We start from the raw sequence: 23,650 nt of genomic DNA, 5'->3' as shown, positions 1-23,650 counted from the left end.
AACAGAAAGCCTAATGCGATTCGATGGCTTCGCCGGCATTGAGTTTGCGTACCATATCAATCAGCTGTAATTCACTTCCTTCGCTGAATGAAGTATGCTGCCAGACAATTTCACCCTTGCCATTGATAAGAAAGGTGTGCGGAATCATGTTTACATTCATGGCACGTTTAAAATCACCATTCACATCAAGCAGCACCTCATATTCCCAGCCCTTACCATTTACAGTGGGGCCAACTTTTGAAGAAGAGCGGGCATCATCAATAGAAACCGCAACCAGTTTTACACCGGTTTCGGTCACCCAGTCTTCGTAAACATCAGAAATAGTTGTCAACTCGTTGATACATGGTTTGCACCATAAAGCCCAAAAGCTTACAATCATTGGTTTCCCATCATTTGAGAGCTCAGCAGTATTCACAATCTGACCTTCGAGGTTTTTCACATTTACCGAAGGCAATTTGTTGCCTGTATTCTCTGTTTCCTGGGCAAAAGCAACTGAACATAGGATAGCCAGTGAAAGCAATGCAATAATTCTTTTCATTTGTTTTTTGTTTTAGTTCCCGGTTAGTATTCAAAAATGGTGCCTGAATCAGGCAATATATACTTCTAAAACTTTTGATACGACTGAAGGTATCAGGTCAACACGATCAATTGCAGCTGGAATAAGCAGTGCTTCGCCCTGAGATAAGGTTACTTCAGGTTGTTCGCTTCCACTATGCACCAGCGTAATGCGGCCTTCAACGCAAACATAAATGACAAAAGAATCAAGCTCACTGTAATCTTTAGCCAGTGCCTGATTGAGCTGAATAACATTGGTAGTAAAGTAAGGACTGGTTACCAGATTGGCAGAACCATTCTTTTTTTCTTCATACTCCGTTTTGTAATCGTCATACACATTAAAGTCAATGGCATCCAGTGCTTCTTCAATGTGCAGTTCACGTGATTTTCCTTCGCTATCTACTCTGTCCCAATCGTAAATGCGATAAGTTGTATCTGATGTTTGTTGGATTTCAGCTAAAAAAATGCCCGGTCCCAATGCGTGAACACGCCCGGCTGGCATGTAAAATACATCGCCTTTTTCAACCTTTTCAAAATTCAGAATCTCACGAAGACTTTTTTGTTCAAGATGCTTTAAGTAGGTGGCCTGGTCAACCTTACGGCTAAACCCGCTGATGAGCTCAGCATTGGGGTCGGCATCAATCACATACCACATTTCAGATTTACCATAGCCGATATTTCGTTTTGCAGCAAGCGCATCATCAGGATGCACCTGAATGGAAAGGTAATCGGCCGCATCGATAAATTTAACAAGAATCGGGAATTCATTGCCGAATCTGTCATAAACAGCATCGCCAACCAAATCGCCCATATACACTTCAACAAGCTCATTCAACTCGTTTCCGGCTAAAAAACCATTGACAATACCAGTCTGGTTTTCATCAACACCAGACATAACCCAGGCCTCGCCACAGTTTGGCAAGGGTTCAAAATCAATTCCAAGAACTGATTTAATCTTACTGCCTCCCCATATTTTATCTTTTAATACAGGTTTAAATTTTAACGGGTAAAGTTGATTTTCCATCTCTTTCTCTGTCGTAATTGCGATAAAAGCGTTTGAAAACGAGGTAAAAATACAATTAAATTTAATCATTCAAATAGGCAGATAGATATTGGTAACTTTGCAAACAGAAGCGGCTTGATACTTTTATGAAATTTTTAAAAAGCTGTAATAGTCTGTTTTACCTGATTACCAGTATATGTCAGAAGAGAGAAAAAAACATCTTAAAAAGCCCGACTGGTTAAAAATAAAATTACCCGGAGGGAAAAAATTTGCTTCAGTCAAAGAAATTGTGGAAAGCAACAAGCTACACACCATTTGTAGCAGTGGAAATTGCCCCAATATGGCCGAATGCTGGAATGCCGGAACCGCAACTTTTATGATACTGGGCGATATATGTACCCGTTCATGCCGGTTTTGTGCCACAAAAACAGGCAAACCTTTACCTGTTGACCAGGATGAGCCTGAAAGGCTTGCCCGTTCCATTCAAATGATGAAACTCACACACTGTGTCATTACTTCTGTTGACCGCGATGATTTACCAGATGGAGGTGCTGCGCATTGGGCAAAGACCATCAGAGAAATCAAAAAAACGAACCCCCGGATAACCATTGAGGTTCTGATCCCAGATTTCAAGGGTGATAAATCCTGCCTTGCAATGATTATTAATGAAAAACCTGATGTAATCTCTCATAATCTGGAAACTGTTAAAAGATTAACTCCCCAGGTGCGCAGTGCAGCACAATACAACCGCAGCCTCGAAGTGCTTCAATACCTTGCTGCTTCAGGCATAAGAACCAAATCAGGCATTATGGCAGGCCTTGGCGAAACCGAAAACGAGGTTCTTGAAACAATGGATAACCTGCTAACGGCAGGAGTCAGGATTATGACCATTGGCCAATATCTGCGCCCAACTCTTGAACATTTACCGGTTGAAGCTTACATTTCTCCTGATTTATTTGAAAAATACAGACTATGGGGGATTGAAAAAGGATTCCTTCATATTGAAAGCAGGCCATTGGTAAGATCATCGTACCATGCCGAAAAACACATCAAATAATTTTTTGGGGTAAGCTTCAAAAAAAAAGAGAGATGCAGGAACTTGCAATCTCTCTTTTTTTTAAATCCTCCGAAAAATCACCAGACAAGAGTTGCCACCGATTTTTGAGGTACAGCATAACTGAAATTATTTTTACCCTGACTAACAGAAAAAGAATGAGTTGAGCTGCTGTAGTTACACACAACCAGCACCTTGCTTCCATCTGAATTCTGAAAGCCAACCACTCCAACATCAGAAAGCGATTGGGGCAATGTGGTTGCAATTCGGACAGCTCCCGGTCTCACAAATTTTGAGAAATGAGCAATGGAATAATACTCCTCATTTTTTGTTATCTGACCACTGGTAGAACTGATCGTAATAACTCCCCGGCAGTTATTACATCCATTATTCTGAGGCCCGTAATTTTGATCGAGAGCCAGATTCCAAAGCAGTGCATTTTTTGACCAGTTGCGGGCTGTACCAATAAAGATATTGCGCATGTTCCACATCAGGTTGTCAGAAAAATCAGAAGCCCATGCACCCCCTGAAATTTCAGTAAAGTAGAGATCCTTGTCAGGATGTGCATTATGCACGGTTGACATAGCACTAACATCGCCGGCATAAGCATGAAATGCGGAACCAGCAATATACTTTTTGACCTCAGGATCGTTAAGTATTGATATCGGATACTGGGGATTGTCCCAGTTGTGATCATACAATATGATCTTTGTTTGCAGCCCTGCTTCCTCAAATTTAGGGCCTAAAGAATTTTTAATAAAATTTAGTTGTTCACCGGCCTGCATTTCCATGCACGGATAATTGGCTGTAAAATAAAGCGGTTCATTCTGAGGTGTAACAGCATCAATTACTATACCCTGGCTTTTCATTTCCTGAATATATTTCACAAAATAATCGGCATAAACATCATAACAGGCTGTTTTCAGTTTTCCACCTTTCAGATTACCGTTAGATTTCATCCATGCCGGCGGACTCCATGGCGTTCCCATCAATTTAATGTCTGGCGAAATTTCCAGAATTTCCTTCATTACAGGAACTACATCATCCAAATCCTGACTCAGTGAAAACTGCTCCAGGTTGAAGTCAGTTTGATTGGCAGGAATATCATTGTAGGTAAAATCAGACAATGAGAAATCGGAAGCACCCATTGTGAGTCTTAAATATGAGATTCCTATACCAACAGTCGGGTCAAACAGATCTCTTAAGGCCGTCTGACGCGCTCCGGGGCTCAGCTTTTTATTCAGCAGGTATGCTGAAGAGCCTGTAAAACCGGCACCATAACCATCTATCTCCTGAAACCGCGCCGAGGTGTCGACAGCAATTACAGGAAAATCAGTCGAAGTCGTTGGTTTAATTGTTAACACCCCTTCTTTGCTGAATAGTTTACTTTTATCTCCAGAGGTAAGAAAAACCTTGGCTTTTGAAGTTACCACAGTTGGCGGAGGATCCTGAGGGTCAGGATTGTCTTTACCCGTACAATTCAGCAATGCAATGACCATTCCGGCTGTAAGCAAAAGCCTGAAAGGAAAAAGCTTTACATGGTAATTAAATCGGTAATATTTCATCAAATTTGTGTTAAGCATTAGTTTGAAATAAACACAGAGAGGCATAATGGCCTCTCTGTGTTTATTTGTTTCATGATGTTTAGTAACCCGGATTCTGTGTTAATCTTTCGTTTTTATCAAGTTCAGATTGTGGAACAGGCCAAATCAGCCCATTTTCGGTAAGTTGGTATCCATAAGCATTACCATCAGCTCCTATAGCATTGTTAATAACCTGAATGGCCCTGCCTGTCCGTTTAAGATCAAACCAACGATGGCCTTCAAATGCCAGTTCCAGTCTACGTTCCTTTTCAATAGCCAGGCGCATGGTTTCCTGAGTGGAAGCCGGCGTATTGCCAAGATTAACGCGTGAACGAATCTGGTTAACCAATGCAGCAGCTCCTCCAACATCACCGAGTTCATTTAAAGCCTCTGCCTTCAGAAGCAAAATGTCAGCCAAACGGATAATGATATAATTCTGAGGGCTTGGAGATGTATATATCCTGTACTTATTTAAAAACGGATAATGGGTTTGTGGCCAGTTATTGTCAGACCATTTCCCTGTTACATCCAAAAAAATGATGGAAGCATTTTTTCTGATCATATCGTTCTCATCATCAAACGCTTTAACGAGATCATTGGAAGGGATATTGAATTTTTTCCAATCCATTCCGTTAAACATACTTGCGCCCCAGTTTGCATCAGTATTATTTCCCTCATAATTGATTTCAAAGATGGCTTCAGAAGAGTTTTCATGCTCATTGTTCCACAGCATATCATATTCAGGAAGCAGTGAATATCCACCGTTGATTACAGCATCGCAATAGTCCGAAACTTTATTCCAATCGTGAGGTTCACGCGTAGCATAAACTTTTGCCAGCAGTGCATTAGCAGCTCCCTTTGTTGCAAAGCCCTTGTTTAAAGCGGTTGCACCAACATTAGCAGCAGCATATTCAAGATCGGCAATTATCTGCTCATATACCTTTTCTTTAGACTCTTTGGCAGGGAAAAGCTGAGGATAAATTTCGGGCAGTAATTCAGCGCTGACAGTGGTAACTTCTATAAGTTGCAAAGGAACATCACCCCAAAGCTGAACAGCCTGAAAGTACATCATGGCTCTGATAAACGATGCTTCTCCTTTGATTTCGCGCTTACGCTGATCGGTAAGAACGGGATCGGCAACAGCCTCCACATTGTTGATAACAACATTGGCTTTGCCAATAGTTCCATACAAATAGGCCCAATCGCGGCTTACATTACTGTTAGTGGCATCAATCCTGTAATCGTCAATTTGAAAATTGGCAGGGTTATCTGCTCCGGCGTAAGCATCATCAGACTGGGCATCGCCGTTGACAAAATAATCGAGCTCCCAGTATTCATTTTTAAAGTCACTGTATACACCTGCCAGAGCTGCCTCAACATCATTGGCTGTTTTATAAACGGTATCGGAAGGCCCCTGAATATAAATACTGTTGCCAAGTGGTTCCCGCTCTAAAAATTTTTCACAGGAATAAAAAGGCAAGGCCAAAAGAAAGGCAAAAAGAAACTTAAATATATTTTTCATGGTCATTACTTTTTAAAATTCAACATTTAAACCAAATACAACCGAGCGTGATTGCGGATAGGTTCCATAATCAATACCCATACTCACAGCACTTGAGCCAAAAGCATTCACTTCGGGGTCAAAACCGCTATATTTGGTCAGTGTAATCAAATTCTGACCGGTAACATACACAGACAAACGTCTGATAGCTTTAAACTTCGGATTGTCATTCAGCACCATATAAGAAAGTGTGGCTGATTTTAACCTGATGTATGAACCATCTTCAATAAAACGGGTAGAGTTGCGCACATTATCAACATTTCCTCCTCCGACAGCCCTGGGAATATCAGTAATATCTCCTGGATTCTGCCAGCGGTCAAGTACATCTACCGACTGGTTCTTGCTATCGAACATTCCTTCCAGATCAATGCGGGTGGCATTAAAAATGTCATTACCATAACTTCCCTGGAAGAAAAGATTAAGATTAAACCGCCCGTAAGAGAAATTGTTGGTAAAACCAAAAGTAAAATCAGGCATACCATAACCTATTACTTTTCGATCTCCCGGGTCAAAAATACCATTCTTATTTTCATCCTTGTATTTAATATCACCGGTTTCAGGATCAACACCTTCGGAAACATAGCCATAGAAAGCCCCTAATGGCAAACCAACTCTTAAAATATTCGCATCCTGATTATTGCTGTATATCCGTCCGAAATAATAAACGGGCGTGTATTCCAGTTTTGTTACTTCATTTCTGTTAAACGACATATTAAAATCAGACGACCATTTGAACTTTTTTGTGTCGAAATTAACAGTGCTTAAACTAAACTCAATCCCTTTATTTACAATTTCACCGGCATTTGTTTGAATAGTATTTACAGGCAATGAACTGGTTAACTGAACATTGAGCAACACATCAGATGTTTTCTTATAATAAGCATCAAACGTAAAGATCAAACGGGCGTTGAACATAGAGAGGTCGAAGCCAATGTTGCTTTGCTGGGTGGTTTCCCAACGAAGATCGGGATTTCCGAGTGATGACTGATAAGAACCCGGTCCTGAGAGCGGGTCGGTAGGTTCGCGGCGATAGTATGATGTAAGTGCATAACTTGCATAATCAGCAATACCTTCCTGGTTACCATTCTGGCCCCAGCCTCCTCTTAACTTCAGGTCATCAATAAATTTGATTCCCTGCATAAACTTTTCGGATGAAATACGCCATCCTGCAGAAAATGAGGGCATTGTTCCCCAGTGATTATACAGTTTTGATGAGCCATCGCGACGAATAGAAGTTGTGAGATAGTACTTATTGTTGTAATCATAAGTGGCGCGTCCGAAAAATGAAGCCAATGCCCATTCGCTCTGCCAGGTGCCACCGGTAACCAGCTGGTTGGCAGCCCAAATAGTTTTTATGGTTACATCATCCGGAAAATCAGTTCCTTCAATATAAGTACCGTTTCCATCATATTTCTGAATACTGGATCCGGCAAGTGCGGTAATATTATGGTTGCCAAATCTGGCAGCATAATCAAGGGTATTTTCCAATAGCCAGATACTGGTATTAGACTTATCGGATCGTCCAATTCCATGATTGTTTCGTCCATAAACAGTGCGGAAAGGATCCAGATAATAATCATACTGATGGGTAGTGTTGTCGATACCAGCCCTTGATTTGAAATTCAAACCTTCCATTAGTTTAATGTCGGCATAAACATTCCCGAATAATTTACTGTCGCGCGATTTCTGGTCAGGGCCATCCATATAAGCTATCGGGTTTTCCCAGGAAGGCTGAAATGGGTTGGGGTCAAACCATCCGCTTCCGTCATTTTTATAGATGCTGAGAAAAGGAGGTGTGTTTAAAGCACTCATAATAACCCCTCCCCTGCCTGAGCTTGCATTGTCAGGTGTATCCTGCGTGTTAATGGTCAATACACTAACGCTGGTTCCGATTTTCAACCAGGGCCTGACCTGATTATCAAGATTTACTCTGACTGAATAGCGGTCGAAATGCGCCGGAGCTACCATTCCTTCCTCACTTAAATAGCCTCCTGAAACAAAATATTTATTCTTGTCGTTGCCTCCCGAAACCGACAATTGATACGATTGCTGATGCCCGGTGCCAAAGGTCAAATCCTGCCAATCGTTAAATTTGGTCCATGAAGGATCCAGGGGAACACCAATTTCTTCCATCAAATCGCGGTACTGCTTTGTATTCAGCACATCTATTGATTTGCGAAGGCTCGTCGTTCCATAGTAGGTATTGAAACTTATAACAGGAGAATCATCTTTACCGCGTTTGGTTGAAATCAAAACAACGCCATTTGCGGCTCTTGCGCCGTAAATAGCCGATGATGAAGCATCTTTCAGCACTGTCATGGATGCAATGTCCAGCGGACTAAGACCAGAAATGTCAGTTGTTGGGACGCCATCAACAACATATAATGGTTCATTGCTGGCGATAACTGAAGTTGCCCCGCGCACGCGAACTGCCAGCCCGCCTCCCGGTTTACCAGAAGGCTGAGTTACCTGAACTCCGGCAGCTTTACCCTGCAATGCCTGTGCAGCTGAAACAATAGGCCTGTCTTTAATGTCTTTCTCTCCAACAACTACCACTGCTGTTGAAAGATCTTTCTTTTTCTGTGCACCATAACCTATAACAACTACTTCGTTAAGCAGTCTGGTATCTTCCAGTAAAAGCACATCAATTACCGACTGGTTGGAAATTTCAATTTCCTGACTTACAAAACCGATATAACTAAATACCAGTGTACCTCCGGAAACATTCAATTTATATTTACCATCTAAATCAGAAACGGTACCTGAAGTAGTTCCTTTTAGCTGGATGGTAACACCCGGCAATCCCGCACCGGACGGATCGGTAACTTTGCCTGAAATAAGCCGCTCCTGTGCAGAAGCTCCATATGCCATCAGGAAAAAGAACAAAAGGGTGAATAACTTATTCATGAGTTTGTTTTTTAGGTGAAAACCAAATATTGTGATAAAAAACTGATTACCTGTAACTAAGATTCAAGGAATTTGATGGAAACAAGCGTACAATAAACCAAGAGAGAAATAGTATCCTATTCTCTCCTGATTTATTATTGTTTGAAATTCGGGACTAACGCTCCAGAATTACAGACCATCCCTGAGAACCATCATGTGTTGCAGAGTAATCCACCGAAAGGAACAAATACTCTTTTGTACCTGAATTGGCATAACCCATTACTTCGTAGGTGTTGGTCAAATTACCACCGTTTGGTGCAACAGCTCCATCAGTATTTTCGCCGCCATAGTAACCTTTGTAAAATCCTATAAAAGCAGCACCGGTTGCACCGTTGGTAAGCGTTATAAGGGCTCGTTGGTCACGTTTAGCCGGAGAAAACACATATGAGTGAGTTCCTGAACCAAAAGCAGCACCATTGCCACTGGCAGCAATTTCAGCATCTGAAATACACCCGTTCGGAGAGCCGAAATATCCATCATTGCGGGCACTTCCATTGGTATTATATGTATAAACTCCTCCTGCGCTGAATGTAAATTCGTCGTCGGTAATACAAGACCAATCGTCAACACCGGTAGATGAACCATCGAGGAAGTTTTTAGGAACACTCCACCATTCGGTACTGCCCATTCCCGGACCAACAAAAATAGAATAATCATCAACCCGCACTTTCCATGCATTTCCACGCAAGATAGCATCAGTTACAGCTGAAGTTGCAACAAAGGCAAGTTTGGTTCCTACAGCCTGACCATTTGCATTAGAGGCAGTTAATTTTACATTAAAAGCTCCGCCGTGCGCATAAGTATGAACAGGAGCCATTTCTGTAGATGTTTGGCCATCGCCGAAATCCCACAGATAAGAAGTAGCATCGGTAGTTGTATTGGTACAGGTAAGAGTTAAACCATTTAACTCAATTGAAAAACCCAAGGAAGGTGCCGGACCTGGAATAGGAGGTTCGTCAGCCGGGTTATCGTAATGAACCAGCACAAAACGCCAGTAAGCAGGCTGTGGAGCTGAGCCACCAGTCATATAATCTGTTTGAACAATAAGTGTATCCACATCACCATCGGTGAGTTTAATTAAATGATAGGTTACTGATTCCTGAGGTTCTGTAACTTCGGCACCAGTTGCTGCTTTGCAAAGTCCGATAAAAGCACCCAGACCAATAACTTTAAGCGTTGGTTCTGCACCTGAAGTAAGTTCAAAACTATGTGTTCCATTGCCCCATGCTGTTAAATCCTGACCCAAAAGACCGGTCATATTATCAGTAGAAGCACAAACATTGGAAGGATTAAATACACCGCCCTCGGCCCAGTAATCGCCTTTGGCGTCGTAAACCATTTTACCATCGCGCGAGAATGTCCATTCGTCATTCAGCACACATGGCCGATTGGCCAGTTCGTCGTTATCTTTCCCCATGGCCCACCAAATAGTATTGTGAGCAGCAGGTCCTACTTCAAGAGGATAACGGCCGGTGCTTACATCACGCAGTAATTTCCAGGTTTTTGAATCTTCGCCTACCAATTTTGTTAATTCAGCATTGGGATCTGAGATATTAATAACAGCAGTATAAACATCCGTAACGCCTCCGGGAGAGGTTGCAGTAAGATTAACGGTGTATTGACCTACTGCAGCGTAAATATGAACAGGGGCGGTCTCAGATGAAAGCGCTGAATTATCGCCAAAATTCCACGAGATGGAAGCATAATTCTGCGAAGTACTGGTAAACGACACTTTCTTAAAATCGCTTGCATCTATCGTATAAGTAAAACTGGCAAGCACATCAGGCTCTTTTTCATCCTTCTTGCAGGAAGTAAGCTGAACAGCCACTAAAAATAGCAGAAGAAGTCTGCTTAATGACAAAGTTTGTTTCATGATTTGATTGGTTTTGGTGTTAAAAATTTATTGGGTTGGTTGTTTATTCCTGGTTTAACGAAAACTATTGTTATAACTATTCTTCCCCATATGCCATGACGGCTCTTAAACTTTTAGTACCCCAAAAACTAATGCAATTTTCCATTAGCGGTAAGTGTACTTTGGACACAAAGTTAAACAAGGATTTTTAATTTTTTATCTTTTTTCAAGATATTTTTTATCAATCCGGTTTTTTCTTCACCAAAACCTGCTAAACACCAATATACGCATGTATATACATGATTTAAAACATCCTTTTTCAGAAGACAAATTGTAAAATACTCACCAAACACTGTATAAAAACTATAAACATACACTGGATTATTTTAGACTACACTGGATGACAAATTCCAATATCACTTTTACACCCATTCTATCTTATTGTATTTCTGTTATTTATATTATTTTTTCGACTATTCGACGATTTTAGTCGAAATAAATTTGCTTTCTGAAAAAAGCCGTATTAATTTTGCCGCCTCAAACAAGGGGATAAATCATCAAAATGTTTGAATCATGCTTGATAAGGACGAAGTTAAAGAAACGATTGTTAATGTAGCAAGGCACATTTTCTCGAAATTCGGGTTTAAAAAAACCACGATGGATGAGATTGCTGTCGCTAGCCGTAAAGGCAAAAGCTCTATATATTATTACTTTGCGAGTAAGGAAGAAATCTTCCAGGCTGTGGTTGAAAAGGAAGCGCTTATCTTACGTCAGGAGTTGATTAATGCCCTTAAAGATGCCGACAGCCCGGCACAAAAACTGAAAGCTCACGTACTTATCAGAATGCGCAGCATGGAAAAGCTGGCAAATTTTTATAGTGCCATTAAAGACGAATATCTGAGTCATCTTGACTTTATTGACCAAATCATAAAGAAATATGACCAGGAAGAAATTCAAATGATGGAGAATATTTTAAAGGAAGGGGTGCAGAACGATATTTTTGAAATTGATGACACATCCCTTGCTGCCATTGCGATTGTAACAGCATTAAAAGGAATTGAGATTCCTCTTTTTTGGGGCATGGAAGAAAAAGATATTGAACGAAGGCTTGACCATTTAATACACATTCTGTTCAATGGCGTGCTAAAACGGTAACTTTTTTTTAACCATTTTTCGACCATTCAACTCTATTGGTCGACAATGCTAACAATAAAAATCAGACAACACTTGAATAACCTAATTGAATAGTTAAAACTACAACAGTACAATGAAAACAAAAATTCAATTATTGATTTTAAGCCTGGCATTTTTTGCCGCTCTCGGTGAAGCCAACGCACAATCGCTCCAGGTTTCACCTGAGCTCAAAGAGCTTATTGATCTTTCCGTAAAGAAAGATTATAAAATAGCAGACAAGGATATTGAAAAACAAATTTCAGAAGTTCAGCAGAAGGCTGTTCGTTCGGCTTACCTTCCCAAACTTGAGCTGGGCGGCAAATACCTTTATGCATCTTCTTCATTTGATTCGAAAATTGGAGATATCACAGGATTTGAAGGCATTGCCAGCTTGCAGGAATTTATGGCTAACCCGGCATTTCCAGTAATGTTTCCAACACTGGCCGGATTAAGCAGCGAAATTGTTCAGCTTCAGCAACTATTGGCTTCGCAGGGAATGCTTTTGCCTTCCATCTCAAAAGATTTAGAAGGAAACCTCAGCGGCAATTACTGGGGCATTGATGCCAGTGCAAAAATGCTGCTTTATAGCGGAGGCCAGGTGCCCAACTTATCAAGAGCACTTTCGCAGAAAATTGCCGCACAGGAAGCCATGACTGACAAATGCACTACAGATGTTATAAGCGAGGTCATTACATATTATGACCAGCTTGCACTGCTCATTCAGTCGAAAAAGGTGCTTGACGAATCGGCAATAAGACTCGCTGCTGAAAAGAGGTACGCGATGTCGGCTCTGGAGAACGGGTTTGCAACATCTTTTGATACTTTAAAAATAGCAGTAGCCGAAGCCTACCTGCAATCGAAAGTTGCTGAATATGACAGTAAGAAAATTTTGTTGAATCAAAAGCTTGCACAACTTACAGGCAAGCCGGCCATCGCATTTGAATCCTTAAACCCCGACTTGCAAGTAATAGCTCTGGCTCAGGCAAGCTCCGATATTAGTAAAAGACCTGAACTTCGCGCCCTTTCGGCAGGAGTTGAAGCCCAGAAATATATGTTAAAATCAGAGAAATCACATTACTTGCCAAAAGTGCAGGCTGTGGCATCTGCCCGCTACGACAATATTTTCAAAGCCAATACCGATTTTGATGCTCCGTATCCGATGGGAATGAAAATTGACAACTTAAACATGGGGCCAACCTTTATTGTGGGTGTTGGCTTTAAATGGGAACTTGTAAATTTCTCAGGAGGTACGCCAAAAGTAAAACAGACCCGTTTGGAAGTAAAGAAAGCTGAAAATGCAAGAGAAGAAGCCCGTGAATTACTGGAGCTCAATCAAACAAAAGTTACATCCAGCTATCAGGCGGCTGTATCGCAGGTAGCATATAAAAGCAAACAAATGCAAGCTGCCCGCATGGCACTCGACCTTGCACAAAAATCTTACAACGAAGGAATGATCAACATTACGGAACGGCTGGCAGCAGAAACAGATGTGCAGAATGCTGAGCTTGAATATTTGCAGGCCATTTTTGCACAGCGCCAATCAGCCATAGAATGCTATAAAGCCACCGGCGACCTCGTATTGTCAAACATTCGTTAAAAGAAACGTTCTGAGTTTAAAAACAAAAACAACAACCAATTAATCATCTTCAAACAATGAAAACAATAAATAAAAGACACTCTGGCCTGCTTATCCCCTTTATAACTCTGCTTATGGTAATTGCCGTTGTAAGTATTGTTGGATGGATAGTTATAAAACCAGCACCCTTAATGCTTCAGGGACAGGCTGAGGCAACTGAAGTAAGAGTTTCCGGAAAAGTTCCCGGAAGAATTGAGAAATTTCTGGCTACTGAAGGAATGAAGGTTGCGAAAGGAGACACCCTTGTTTATATCAGCAGTCCGGAGCTGGATGCCAAACTGATGCAGGCCAATTCAGCAGAAGATGCTGCCAATGCCCAAAACCAGAAAGCCATCAAAGGGGCACGCGCCGAACAAATTGCCGGTGCTTACGAAATGTGGCAAAAAGCAGAGGTAGGTGTAAAACTTGCTGAAAAAACTTACAACAGGGTACAAAACATGTTTAACGATGGCGTTGTACCGGCTCAGAAAAGAGATGAAGCTGAAGCTAATTTGCAGGCAGCAAAAGCAACCTCAAAAGCCGCCAAATCACAATACGATATGGCTGTAAACGGGGCTGAAAAAGAAGATAAAATGGCAGCCAATGCACTGGTTAACAGAGCAAAGGGAGCTGTTTCAGAAGTAGAATCCTACCTGTCAGAAACCACGCTTATATCTCCTATTGATGGTGAAGTATCGGATGTATTCCCCAAACAGGGCGAGTTGGTTGGCTCAGGAGCTCCGATTATGAATATTGTGGATCTGAACGATATGTGGGTAGTTTTCAATATTCGTGAAGACCAATTACCCAAAATTAAAATGGACACTGAAATAGAGGCAAGTGTTCCGGCTTTGGGCAACCAACTGGTTAAACTAAAAGTATACTATATCAAAGCTATGGCAAGCTATGCCACTTTTAAAGCAACAAAAACCAATGGCGGGTTTGATGTAAAAACTTTCGAGGTAAGGGCCAAACCTGCATCAAAAGTAGAAGGTCTCCGTCCCGGTATGAGTCTGATGGTTGATTATGAGAGCATAAAATAAGGCCATTGGCCCATGTACCTGCAGATGAACTGTATCCAATCCATAACATCTTTGTGCCATGGCACATCCGTTTTGAAATAAAAACCAATGAACTCAATTTTAAAAAATGTCTGGGAAGTATTAAAGCGTGAAGTAGATCGCATGACCTCGCGCAGTCTATACCTGCTGGTAGTGTTAATTTTTCCGGTACTCTCTATCCTGTTTTTCATATCCTTGTTCAGGGAAGGCTTACCTCAAAAAATGCCCATTGCTATAGTAGATTTGGATCAAACATCCGTTTCGCGCAAGTTTTGCAGGAATATTGATGTTACTTCTCTCACGTCAGTCATCCAATACCCTCAATCAGAAACAGAGGCTATGTCTGCATTGCGTTCAGGCAGCATTTACGGTTTTGTTGTGCTGCCCAAAGGGTTGCAGGCTGATATTCTGACATCAAAACAACCTGTCATCAGTTACTATTACCACAATAGTTTTCTGATGGCCGGAGGGCTCATGCAAAAGGACCTTACCTATATTCTGCAAACCCTGTCGGCAGGAATAAACGTGCAAAAACGCGAGGCAATGGGGCAACCCAAAGATTACATCATGTCTCAAATTCAGCCAATTCAGGTAAGTACGCACCAGCTATTCAATCCTGTAACCAACTATTCAACTTATCTTTCCACTATTGTTATTCCTATAATGCTTCAACTTTTTATTCTTCTGATAACTGTTTATAGCATCGGAATTGAAATCAGGGAAAGAACTTCCCGCGATTGGCTACACACATCAGGAAAATCAATTTTTGTTGCATTAACCGGAAAACTCCTGCCTTATACCTTTGTGTTTTTTATTCTGATGATGTTTCAGAACTTCTTGATGTACAAAGTAATGCAAATTCCGATGCAAACCAGTATTGGCTGGCTAATGCTTAGTTCGCTGATGTTTGTCATGTCGTATCAGGCCATTGGCGTTTTCTGCATAGGCTTATTACCCATGATGCGCCATGCACTAAATATGGCCAGTTTTTATGGCATTCTTGCATTGTCACTTTGCGGGTTTTCATTCCCGGTAGAGTCAATGCCTCCTGTTGTACAATACTGGACTATTGCATTCCCGGTAAGGCATTTTATGCACATATTTCAAAATCAAATACTTACCGGATTTGAGTTAAAGTATTCGGTTTTATCATATCTCAGCTTACTGCTGTTTTTATTACTTCCGCTTACTATTATCAACCGCTTAAAATCGGCGCTGATTTATCAGAATTTTATTGAAAATGTAAATCTGAACTAAAAGACTCTTAAGTAACTGATTGTTAAATTTTCAATAACAAAGCAGCTGAAACTGCCACAAAAAGTTGATGAGATGAAAAACAAAAAATCAAGTATAATTTTCCAGATGAAGGATGGATTTGTGAATATGCTCAGGGTCTGGATGCGTGAATTTCAAATAATATTCTCTGACGTTGGGGTAATGGTTATCATATTTGCAGTGCCTCTGTTTTACCCTTTGCTTTATTCAATTATATACTATCCTGAGGTTGTCATCGATTTACCCATTGCGGTGGTAGATATGTCAAACTCAACAGATAGCAGGCAATTTATCAGAAATATGGATGCTACTCCTGAACTAAGTGTGAAAGCCAGATGCATTTCAATGGAGGAGGCCATACTGCTTTTTAAAAAGCGTGAAATCCGTGGTATTATACAAATACCCGAAGAATTCAGTACCAATATTGCACTGAACCGTCAGGTTACAGTTTCGGCCTATGCTGATATGGAGCTGTTCCTGTATTATAAAGCATTAGCCACCGGCTCAAGTTTAATGACTCTTGAAGCTGGCAGACAAATACAGGTTCGCAACCTGATGAATGAAGGTTTAACACAAAGGCAAGCTGAAGTTACTGCTGAGCCTGTCCGTATAGATGGCAACCCCATTGCCAACCGTTCAGGAGGATTTGCCAGCTATGGCATTCCGGCTTCACTTATTCTCATAATACAGCAAACCCTTGTCCTTGCAATTGGCATCCTGGCTGGTACTGCCCGCGAACGCCATCTTTTTGGCACCCTGGTGCCGCTGGATCGCAAACGGCTAGGCACATTGAGGCTTGTTATGGGTAAAAGTGCAGCCTACTTTACCATTTATGCCCTTCTCTGCATTTATATGCTGGGCATGATACCCCACTGGTTTGGCTATGGACAATCAGCCAATTTAACAGAGCTCATGGCTTTAATCACTCCGTTTATTTTATCAAGTATTTTCATGGGATTAACATTATCGGTAATCTTCAGAAACAGAGAAAGTGCAATGTTACTCTATTTATTCACTTCTATTCCATTGCTCTTTTTATCCGGCATTATCTGGCCATTATCTAATTTTGATACAATATGGCTCATTGTTCGCGAAATATTCCCTTCTTCCAATGCCATGTTTGGATTTATCAAAATGAACTCAATGGGCGCCACCATCGCCGAAACTGGTAAAGAAATTCTGTCGTTGTGGATTCAAACCGGTGTGTATTTTCTGACAGCCTGCCTGGTATATGGATTTCAGGTTAACCATTCAATGCATGTTCGTGCTGAACTGGCATCACATAGTTACAGAGAAATCAGGGAAAGGATTGCTAAACGGCTGGCCGGAGAGTAAATTCAAAAGTATCTTATTCTATTTCATTCAAAAGCAGGGAGCAGATTTAATCCCTGCTTTTGAATTTTATGCAGGTTTATGTATCGAAATAATCTCCTTTTTGTCCACGCGTTTCATCTAAATGAATTCTTTTACATATTCAGGTTACAATCTATTTGAAATATCATTAATTAAGTATCTTTATAGCTGTAAAACAGGCCGGGAATAGCAGAATAATTGCTTTTCATCACATTTCTTATAAAAAACTGGGGGGGCTCTATGGAAAATCAATTCTACAGAGATATTATTTTCAATGCACCATTGGCTTATGCATGCCATAAAATTTCATATAACAACAAAGGCCTGGCAATTGATGCATTCATAGAAGAAGCCAACAACAGTTTTGCATCTTTATGCAATAGTGAAATATCAGCTTTCATCAATAAACGATTAACAGACTTACTTCCTGAACTTAAAAATGCTTATCAGAACTGGCCCGAATTAATGGCTGGTACAATATCCTCCCCCGAAACCGGGGAAATTACATTTAAGCACACTTCAACCAGCCAATTATATAAAATTCAGTTTCATATACCAGAACCAGGTTATTGTGTTACCCTTTTCATTCCGTTATCAGAGACATCCTATCCCAAAGCAACTCTTCCTGACAACCAGGAGAGATATTCTCTCCTTTTTGAAACAATGGAACAGGGTGTCATATTTCAGGATAATAATGGGATAATCAACTATGCCAATTCAGCAGCTGAAAAAATTCTGGGACTTACCACCGACCAGCTATATGGACGTACCTCAAGAGACCCCAAATGGAAAGCAATAGATGAAAATGGCCATGACCTTAAGGGCGAAAACCATCCCATTTCAATAGCTCTAAAATCAGGAACATCTGTACTTGGGTATACTATGGGGGTATTTAACCCAAAAACAGAGGAAACCCACTGGATAAAAGTAGATGCCATTCCTGATTTTAAAGAAGGCAGCAGCAAGCCTTTTCAGGCTCATGCTATCTTTACAGACATCTCAGAAAGTCGTGCGAAGGAAATAAAACTGAAGGAAAGCGAAGAAAAGTATCGTTTTCTTACAGAGAATATCATGGATGTTATATGGGTGTTAGATCTGGAAACCAAAAGATTCACATTCGTCAGTCAATCTGTTGAAAAGTTAAGAGGTTACACTTCAGAGGAAGTGCTAACACAACTTGCCAGCGAAGTACTTTCACCAGCATCTCTGGCATATTACAACGGCATTATTCCTGAGAGATTATCTAACTTTCTTAAAACCGGCCTTGCTGAAGTTTATTACGACGAACTGGAACAACCATGTAAAAATGGAACAACCATCAGAACAGAGGCCATTACTTATTTCAGGAAGAATCCGGAAACGCAAAAAATTGAAATTATTGGCACCAGCCGCGATATTTCTGAGAGAAAAAAAGCAGAGGATGCCCTGAAGGAAAGTAACCGGAAATTATCAACCCTCATTAATAACCTGAAAGGGTTGGTATACAGATGCCGTAACGACAGGCACTGGACCATGGAGTTATTGAGCAATAGCATCTATCAGTTGGCAGGTTATATGCCTGATGAGATAATCGGGAACAAAAAACTATCATACAATTCGCTTATTCACCCCGATGACCGCAATTATGTGAGGGACATTATCAAACCTGCTCTTGAACAAAAACACCATTTCCAGCTTGAATACCGTATTATACACAAAGATGGAACTACGAAATGGGTTGGGGAAAACGGGTGCGGCATCTATGAAAATGGTAAGTTGATTGCCCTTGAAGGTTATATAACAGATATTTCGGAAAGCAAACTGGCTCAGGAAGCACTGCGACATAGCGAAGAAAAATTTAAAATGGCATTTTACCTGAGTCCCGAAATAATTACCATTACCCGACTGTCTGATGGTTTATATGTAGATGCCAATGAAGCTTTTTGTAAAACGCTGAATTATTTGCCCAGCGAAGTGATAGGTAAAAGTGCCCTTAACCTTGGTATATGGGCAAATCCTGAAGACAGGCAAAAACTCACAGATTCACTTAAAGAACATGGACATGTATGGAGCCTTGATGCTACATTCAGGTCAAAAAACGGAACTCTGATTGAAGGGTTAATGTCAGCATCATTAATTGAAATCAATGGAACCCCACATTTGCTGGCAGTTACACGTGACATTACAGAAAGAAAAAAAGCGCAGGGACAGATAAAATCTTTATTGGAGCGTATCGACCTGGCCACAAAAAGTGCAGGCCTTGGTATCTGGGATTGGGATATCACCAACAATTCTCTTCAATGGGATGAACAGATGTATATGCTTTACGGCATCAATGAGAATGATTTTCCAAATGCCTATGAAGCATGGTTAAAATGCGTTCATCCCGATGATGTAGTTCAAGTAAACCGAACCTCTGAAAATGCACAGAAATCACTTAACGCCTATGAGTCTGATTTCAGGGTATTGTTACCCGATGGAAGTATTCGCTATATTAAAGCTTTAGGTAATGTTTTTAGAGATGAGCAGGGTGTTGCGGTGCGCATGCTGGGCGTAAATTATGACATTACAGCTCAAAAAATTAGTGCACAAGCCCTGTTTGAAAGTGAAGAGCGCAACCGGACCATTATCTCTGCCTCAACCGAAGGCATAATTCTGCAACGTAATGATGGCAGAATTCTGACATGGAACAAAGCCGCCGAGAGAATTTTTGGCATCAAAGAAGCCGACGCATTAGGAGAAACCTCCACCAGCCGGCCCTACTATTTGTACAATGAACAAGGCGATGAAATCAAAGGAGAAGATCACCCCTCCATGATTACTTTAAAAACAGGAACACCGCAAAAAGATATCCTGATGAGGGTTGTCAGACCCGACAGCCAGGATTACTGGATAAAAGTAAATACCGAGCCAATTTTTACTGACAAATCCGGTCTGCCTACAGCCGCCGTGGTGACTTTTTCCGACATCACTGCCTTAAAAAAGACACAGGATAAGCTTAAAATTACCGAAGACCAGGTCCGCAGAAAACTTGAATCTATTCTAACACCTGACCATGATATCGGGAATCTGGAATTACCAGATGTTATGGACATTGAGTCTGTGCAATCCTTGATGAATAATTTTTACCAACTTACTCAAATCGGCGTAGGAATTATTGATTTAAAAGGCAAAGTACTTGTTGGCACAGGATGGCAAAACATTTGTGTCGCCTTTCATCGCAAAAATGAATTAAGTTGTCAATATTGTTTTGAAAGTGACACTGAAATTACAAGGGGAATAGAACCCGGGGAATTTAAACTTTACAAATGCCGGAATAATATGTGGGATATAGCGACCCCCATTTATATTGCTGGCAAGCATTTGGGCAATCTTTTTCTTGGACAATTTCTTTTTGACGATGAAGAACCCGATCTGTCAACTTTCAAGAAACAGGCCCGGCAATTTGGTTTTGACGAAGAGAAGTATCTGGAAGCGCTCAAACAGGTTCCCCGTTGGAATAAAAAAACTGTTGAAGCTGCCATGGATTTTTATATTCAGCTGGCAAATATGATTTCCAGTCTGAGTTATAGTAATGTCAGGCTGGCACAAACCCTTGAGGAAAACAAGCGGGCACAGGAGGCTCTTCAGGCCTCAGCCGAAGTAACCAAATCTATTCCTTCCGGACTCTTTATCTATCGTTTTGAAGCGCCTGATAAACTATTTCTGATTGAAGCCAATCCGGCAGCCCTCAAGATTACAGGACTAAAAAAAGAATCAATTCTGGGTTTAGAGTTTAATCAAATTTGGCCTGAAGCTGAAAAAATTGGTTTAACAGCCAGGTATCTTGAGGTTATGCGCACCTCTGAGCCCTATTTAAGCAATAATATCTTTTATGCTGACGACAATCTCCGGGGCGCTTTCAGAATTTCAGCGTTTAAAATACCTGACAATAAGCTTGGTGTTGCTTTTGAAGATGAAACAGAATTGAGAAATTCTGAAAACAAATTGATTGAAGCCAAAGAAAAAGCTGAAGAAAGCGAAGCTTTGCTCAGGGCTATCATTGACAACGCCCCTTTTGAAATATGGGCCCGAAATACCCAGGGAATAGGAATACTCGAAAATAAATTTACTTTTGAACATTTTGGCGTTAGCATACTTGGCCGGACGCCTGACTATGAAGAGATCCCTCCTGAAGAAGCCGCTTTGTGGAAATCAAATAACAAAAAAGTTCTTCAGGGCGAAATACTGAACGAAGAATGCCAATACACCGTTAAAGGCATTAACCGGACCTACCAGCAAATAATAGCACCCATTATTACAAGCACAGGTATAGATGGAATAGTTGGGTTTAATATTGACATAACCGAAAACAAAAAAAACCAGCTAGCCATTGATAATGAACGGAAAATGCTGCGCACCCTTGTGGAAACTATACCCGATCTTTTTTTCCTGAAAGATCCACAAGGCAAATACATTACCTGCAACAATATGTTTGAAAAACTTACAGGTTTATCAGCCAAAATGATGGCAGGAAAAACCGATCATGATGTTTTTCCGCATGAAGTTGCTGACGCCTTCAGATACCACGACCTGCAAGCTTTAAACTCAGAAAAACCACTCACCAACCTTGAAACGGTTACCAACATAAACAGTGGCCAGCAAGAACTATTGGAAACCATTAAAACCAGGGTATTTGACTCTAATGGAACAATCATCGGGGTATTGGGAATTTCAAGAAATGTAACTGCCATATATCAGGCTCAGGAAGCTTTAAGAAACAGAGAGGAGATATATTCTTCAATTGTAAACCAGGCCAGCGATTCAATCGCACTTATCGATTTTGAAACTTCACGTTTTATCGAATTTAATCCCGCAGCACACCTCAACCTGGGCTATTCAGCCGATGAATTCAGCCAAATGGGTATAAAAGACATTGAAGCCTCACAAAACCCTGATGAAATAATCAAACACTTCTCTGTCATTCGGGATAGCGGTGGAATTACCTTTGAGTCGCAACACAAGCACAAATCAGGCACAATACTTGACATCAGAAGCAGAGCCAAAGTAATTACCATTAAAGGTAAAGAATACATCTCAGCTATCTGGAGCGATATTACGGCACAAAAGAAAATACAGGCTGCCATGCGCGAAAAAGATTTAATTTTTCAGTCGCTGATGGAAAAAAGCCCCATCTATATTTTCTTTAAAGATCATCATCTCAAGTCAGTTTTTCTCAGCAAAAATTTTGAACAGTTGCTTGCAAAACCATTGGAAGAACTGATTGGCAGGACAATGAATGAGCTTTTCCCTTCAAATATGGCTTTAAGCATGATTGAGGAAGATAAACTTATTTTTGAAAACGGAGAGCTGGTTACTATTGATGAAGAACTGAACGGACGCTATTATACGACTATAAAATTTCCGATTTATCGTGACAACGCTCCTCCGCTGCTTGCCGGATTTACCATTGATATTACCGATAGAAAACTGGCCGAAAACGCCCTGATGTACCGCGAAAAAATACTCAGACAAGCACAGCAAATGGCGCATATCGGAAACTTTGAATTTGATTTCAGAAAGAATACATCCATATGGTCAGAAAACATGTATCGCATTTTTGATGTGGAGCACACAACAGAGCTCAATAACGTAATCCAGAATATTTTACCCGACCTCATTTTGCCCGAAGACTATTCAAGAACAAAGCAAATTTTCAACGATGCAATAAAAGGATTGTGCAATTACGAACTTGTTTACAGAATCAGAAAAAAGGACAATTCAATCAGAGACATCCATTCCCGCGCTGATATTGAGCGTGATGAAAACGGAAATCCGATACGCATGATTGGCCTCATTCAGGACATTACCGAACAAAAACGAACAGAAAAGGAAATACAAAGATTAAACGAAAGCCTTGAGAAAAGAGTTGAAGAACGCACACACGAACTACAAATTGCCAATCACGAACTTGAAGCATTTGCTTACACAGTATCGCATGATTTAAGAGCTCCCTTAAGAGCTATAAATGGCTTTACAAATATTCTAAAAGAAGATTATGAGACTTTGTTTGATGCAGATGGACATAAACTGATAAATATCATCACTGAAAACACATCGCGCATGGGTGTTTTAATTGATGACTTACTTGCTTTTTCAAGACTTGGCCGGGCTGAAATGAACTTCTGCAAAGTTGATATGAATCAGCTGGTAAAACAAGCTTATCATGAAATTACCACCCCTGAACTAAAAGAGCAAATCAAATTTATTGCACATGATTTACCTGAAATAATGGGCGACAATTCTCTTCTAAAGCAGGTTTGGCTTAACCTCTTATCAAATGCTGTAAAATTCTCGTCAAAAGTTAAGGAACCTGAGATTATCATCTCTGCTCAAAAAGAAGCCGGGTATGTTACTTTCAAAATTTCTGATAATGGAGTTGGATTTAATATGAAATATGTGGGGAAATTATTTGGAGTTTTCCAGCGCCTGCACAGTGCCGGTGAATATGAAGGCACCGGAGCCGGACTGGCCATTGTGCAAAGAATTGTTGTGAGACATAAAGGGAAAGTTTGGGCACGTGCTGAACAAGGAAAGGGCGCTGACTTTTTCTTTTCACTTCCTGAAATGCCTGACTGAATTTTATAACTAACTTAGCACT

13 protein-coding genes are annotated in these 23,650 nt (G+C 40.7%); 7 read left to right on the top strand and 6 right to left on the bottom strand.

Features of this window, described 5'->3' with window-relative positions; translation table 11 throughout:
• Positions 1 to 10: 10 nt before the first annotated feature.
• Both H6541_03890 and H6541_03885 read right to left on the bottom strand, forming a co-directional pair.
• The gene (locus tag H6541_03890) at positions 11 to 538 is read right to left on the bottom strand and encodes a TlpA family protein disulfide reductase (GenBank protein MCB9014912.1); all 528 of its coding nucleotides are present in this window, start codon (positions 536 to 538) and stop codon (positions 11 to 13) included.
• Between the two features lie 48 nt (positions 539 to 586).
• On the bottom strand, positions 587 to 1,579 hold the full coding sequence (locus H6541_03885) for a class I mannose-6-phosphate isomerase (GenBank protein ID MCB9014911.1): 993 nt from the start codon (positions 1,577 to 1,579) through the stop codon (positions 587 to 589).
• Between the two features lie 175 nt (positions 1,580 to 1,754).
• On the opposite strand from H6541_03885, the gene lipA reads away from it, so the two are divergent.
• Positions 1,755 to 2,615, top strand: a complete 861-nt coding sequence (lipA, locus tag H6541_03880) for a lipoyl synthase (protein MCB9014910.1) — start codon at positions 1,755 to 1,757, stop codon at positions 2,613 to 2,615.
• A gap of 77 nt (positions 2,616 to 2,692) precedes the next feature.
• Here lipA and H6541_03875 read toward each other — a convergent pair whose 3' ends face one another.
• The 4 genes from H6541_03875 to H6541_03860 form a co-directional block, all read right to left on the bottom strand.
• Positions 2,693 to 4,177, bottom strand: a complete 1,485-nt coding sequence (locus H6541_03875; GenBank protein ID MCB9014909.1) for a glucan endo-1,6-beta-glucosidase — start codon at positions 4,175 to 4,177, stop codon at positions 2,693 to 2,695.
• 79 nt (positions 4,178 to 4,256) lie between these two features.
• Entirely contained in the window at positions 4,257 to 5,717 is a 1,461-nt protein-coding gene (locus H6541_03870; GenBank protein MCB9014908.1) for a RagB/SusD family nutrient uptake outer membrane protein, read from the bottom strand.
• 12 nt (positions 5,718 to 5,729) lie between these two features.
• Complete coding sequence (locus tag H6541_03865; GenBank protein ID MCB9014907.1) at positions 5,730 to 8,663, bottom strand: TonB-dependent receptor; 2,934 nt, start codon at positions 8,661 to 8,663, stop codon at positions 5,730 to 5,732.
• 154 nt (positions 8,664 to 8,817) lie between these two features.
• Entirely contained in the window at positions 8,818 to 10,575 is a 1,758-nt protein-coding gene (locus tag H6541_03860) for a PKD domain-containing protein (GenBank protein ID MCB9014906.1), read from the bottom strand.
• Positions 10,576 to 11,127: 552 nt separating this feature from the next.
• Here H6541_03860 and H6541_03855 point away from each other — a divergent pair.
• The 6 genes from H6541_03855 (at position 11,128) to H6541_03830 (ending at position 23,628) form a co-directional block, all read left to right on the top strand.
• A complete protein-coding gene (locus H6541_03855; GenBank protein ID MCB9014905.1) occupies positions 11,128 to 11,709 on the top strand; it encodes a TetR/AcrR family transcriptional regulator in 582 nt (193 codons plus the stop codon).
• Positions 11,710 to 11,821: 112 nt separating this feature from the next.
• On the top strand, positions 11,822 to 13,324 hold the full coding sequence (locus H6541_03850; protein MCB9014904.1) for a TolC family protein: 1,503 nt from the start codon (positions 11,822 to 11,824) through the stop codon (positions 13,322 to 13,324).
• Positions 13,325 to 13,380: 56 nt separating this feature from the next.
• A complete protein-coding gene (locus H6541_03845; protein MCB9014903.1) occupies positions 13,381 to 14,385 on the top strand; it encodes an HlyD family secretion protein in 1,005 nt (334 codons plus the stop codon).
• An 87-nt stretch (positions 14,386 to 14,472) separates the two neighbouring features.
• On the top strand, positions 14,473 to 15,660 hold the full coding sequence (locus H6541_03840; protein ID MCB9014902.1) for an ABC transporter permease: 1,188 nt from the start codon (positions 14,473 to 14,475) through the stop codon (positions 15,658 to 15,660).
• 72 nt (positions 15,661 to 15,732) lie between these two features.
• Positions 15,733 to 17,013: an ABC transporter permease gene (locus H6541_03835; protein MCB9014901.1), complete on the top strand. Its 1,281-nt coding sequence runs from the start codon at positions 15,733 to 15,735 to the stop codon at positions 17,011 to 17,013.
• Between the two features lie 258 nt (positions 17,014 to 17,271).
• Positions 17,272 to 23,628, top strand: a complete 6,357-nt coding sequence (locus tag H6541_03830) for a PAS domain S-box protein (protein ID MCB9014900.1) — start codon at positions 17,272 to 17,274, stop codon at positions 23,626 to 23,628.
• Positions 23,629 to 23,650 lie beyond the last annotated feature (22 nt).

It is taken from the genome of Lentimicrobiaceae bacterium, from assembly GCA_020636745.1.
Classification (GTDB): Bacteria; Bacteroidota; Bacteroidia; order Bacteroidales; family Lentimicrobiaceae; genus Lentimicrobium.
The sequence above is the reverse complement of the archived record's forward strand: the minus strand, read 5'-3'. Positions and strand labels throughout refer to the sequence as shown.

Excerpts from the sequence above, each read along its gene's own strand:
- H6541_03875 (MCB9014909.1), bottom strand. The coding sequence starts at position 4,177 with ATGAAATATTACCGATTTAATTACCATGTAAAGCTTTTTCCTTTCAGG.
- H6541_03830 (MCB9014900.1), top strand. The coding sequence starts at position 17,272 with ATGGAAAATCAATTCTACAGAGATATTATTTTCAATGCACCATTGGCT.
- H6541_03885 (MCB9014911.1), bottom strand. The coding sequence starts at position 1,579 with ATGGAAAATCAACTTTACCCGTTAAAATTTAAACCTGTATTAAAAGAT.
- H6541_03855 (MCB9014905.1), top strand. The coding sequence starts at position 11,128 with ATGCTTGATAAGGACGAAGTTAAAGAAACGATTGTTAATGTAGCAAGG.
- H6541_03840 (MCB9014902.1), top strand. The coding sequence starts at position 14,473 with ATGAACTCAATTTTAAAAAATGTCTGGGAAGTATTAAAGCGTGAAGTA.
- H6541_03865 (MCB9014907.1), bottom strand. The coding sequence starts at position 8,663 with ATGAATAAGTTATTCACCCTTTTGTTCTTTTTCCTGATGGCATATGGA.
- H6541_03835 (MCB9014901.1), top strand. The coding sequence starts at position 15,733 with ATGAAAAACAAAAAATCAAGTATAATTTTCCAGATGAAGGATGGATTT.
- H6541_03890 (MCB9014912.1), bottom strand. The coding sequence starts at position 538 with ATGAAAAGAATTATTGCATTGCTTTCACTGGCTATCCTATGTTCAGTT.
- H6541_03870 (MCB9014908.1), bottom strand. The coding sequence starts at position 5,717 with ATGAAAAATATATTTAAGTTTCTTTTTGCCTTTCTTTTGGCCTTGCCT.
- H6541_03860 (MCB9014906.1), bottom strand. The coding sequence starts at position 10,575 with ATGAAACAAACTTTGTCATTAAGCAGACTTCTTCTGCTATTTTTAGTG.
- H6541_03850 (MCB9014904.1), top strand. The coding sequence starts at position 11,822 with ATGAAAACAAAAATTCAATTATTGATTTTAAGCCTGGCATTTTTTGCC.
- lipA (MCB9014910.1), top strand. The coding sequence starts at position 1,755 with ATGTCAGAAGAGAGAAAAAAACATCTTAAAAAGCCCGACTGGTTAAAA.
- H6541_03845 (MCB9014903.1), top strand. The coding sequence starts at position 13,381 with ATGAAAACAATAAATAAAAGACACTCTGGCCTGCTTATCCCCTTTATA.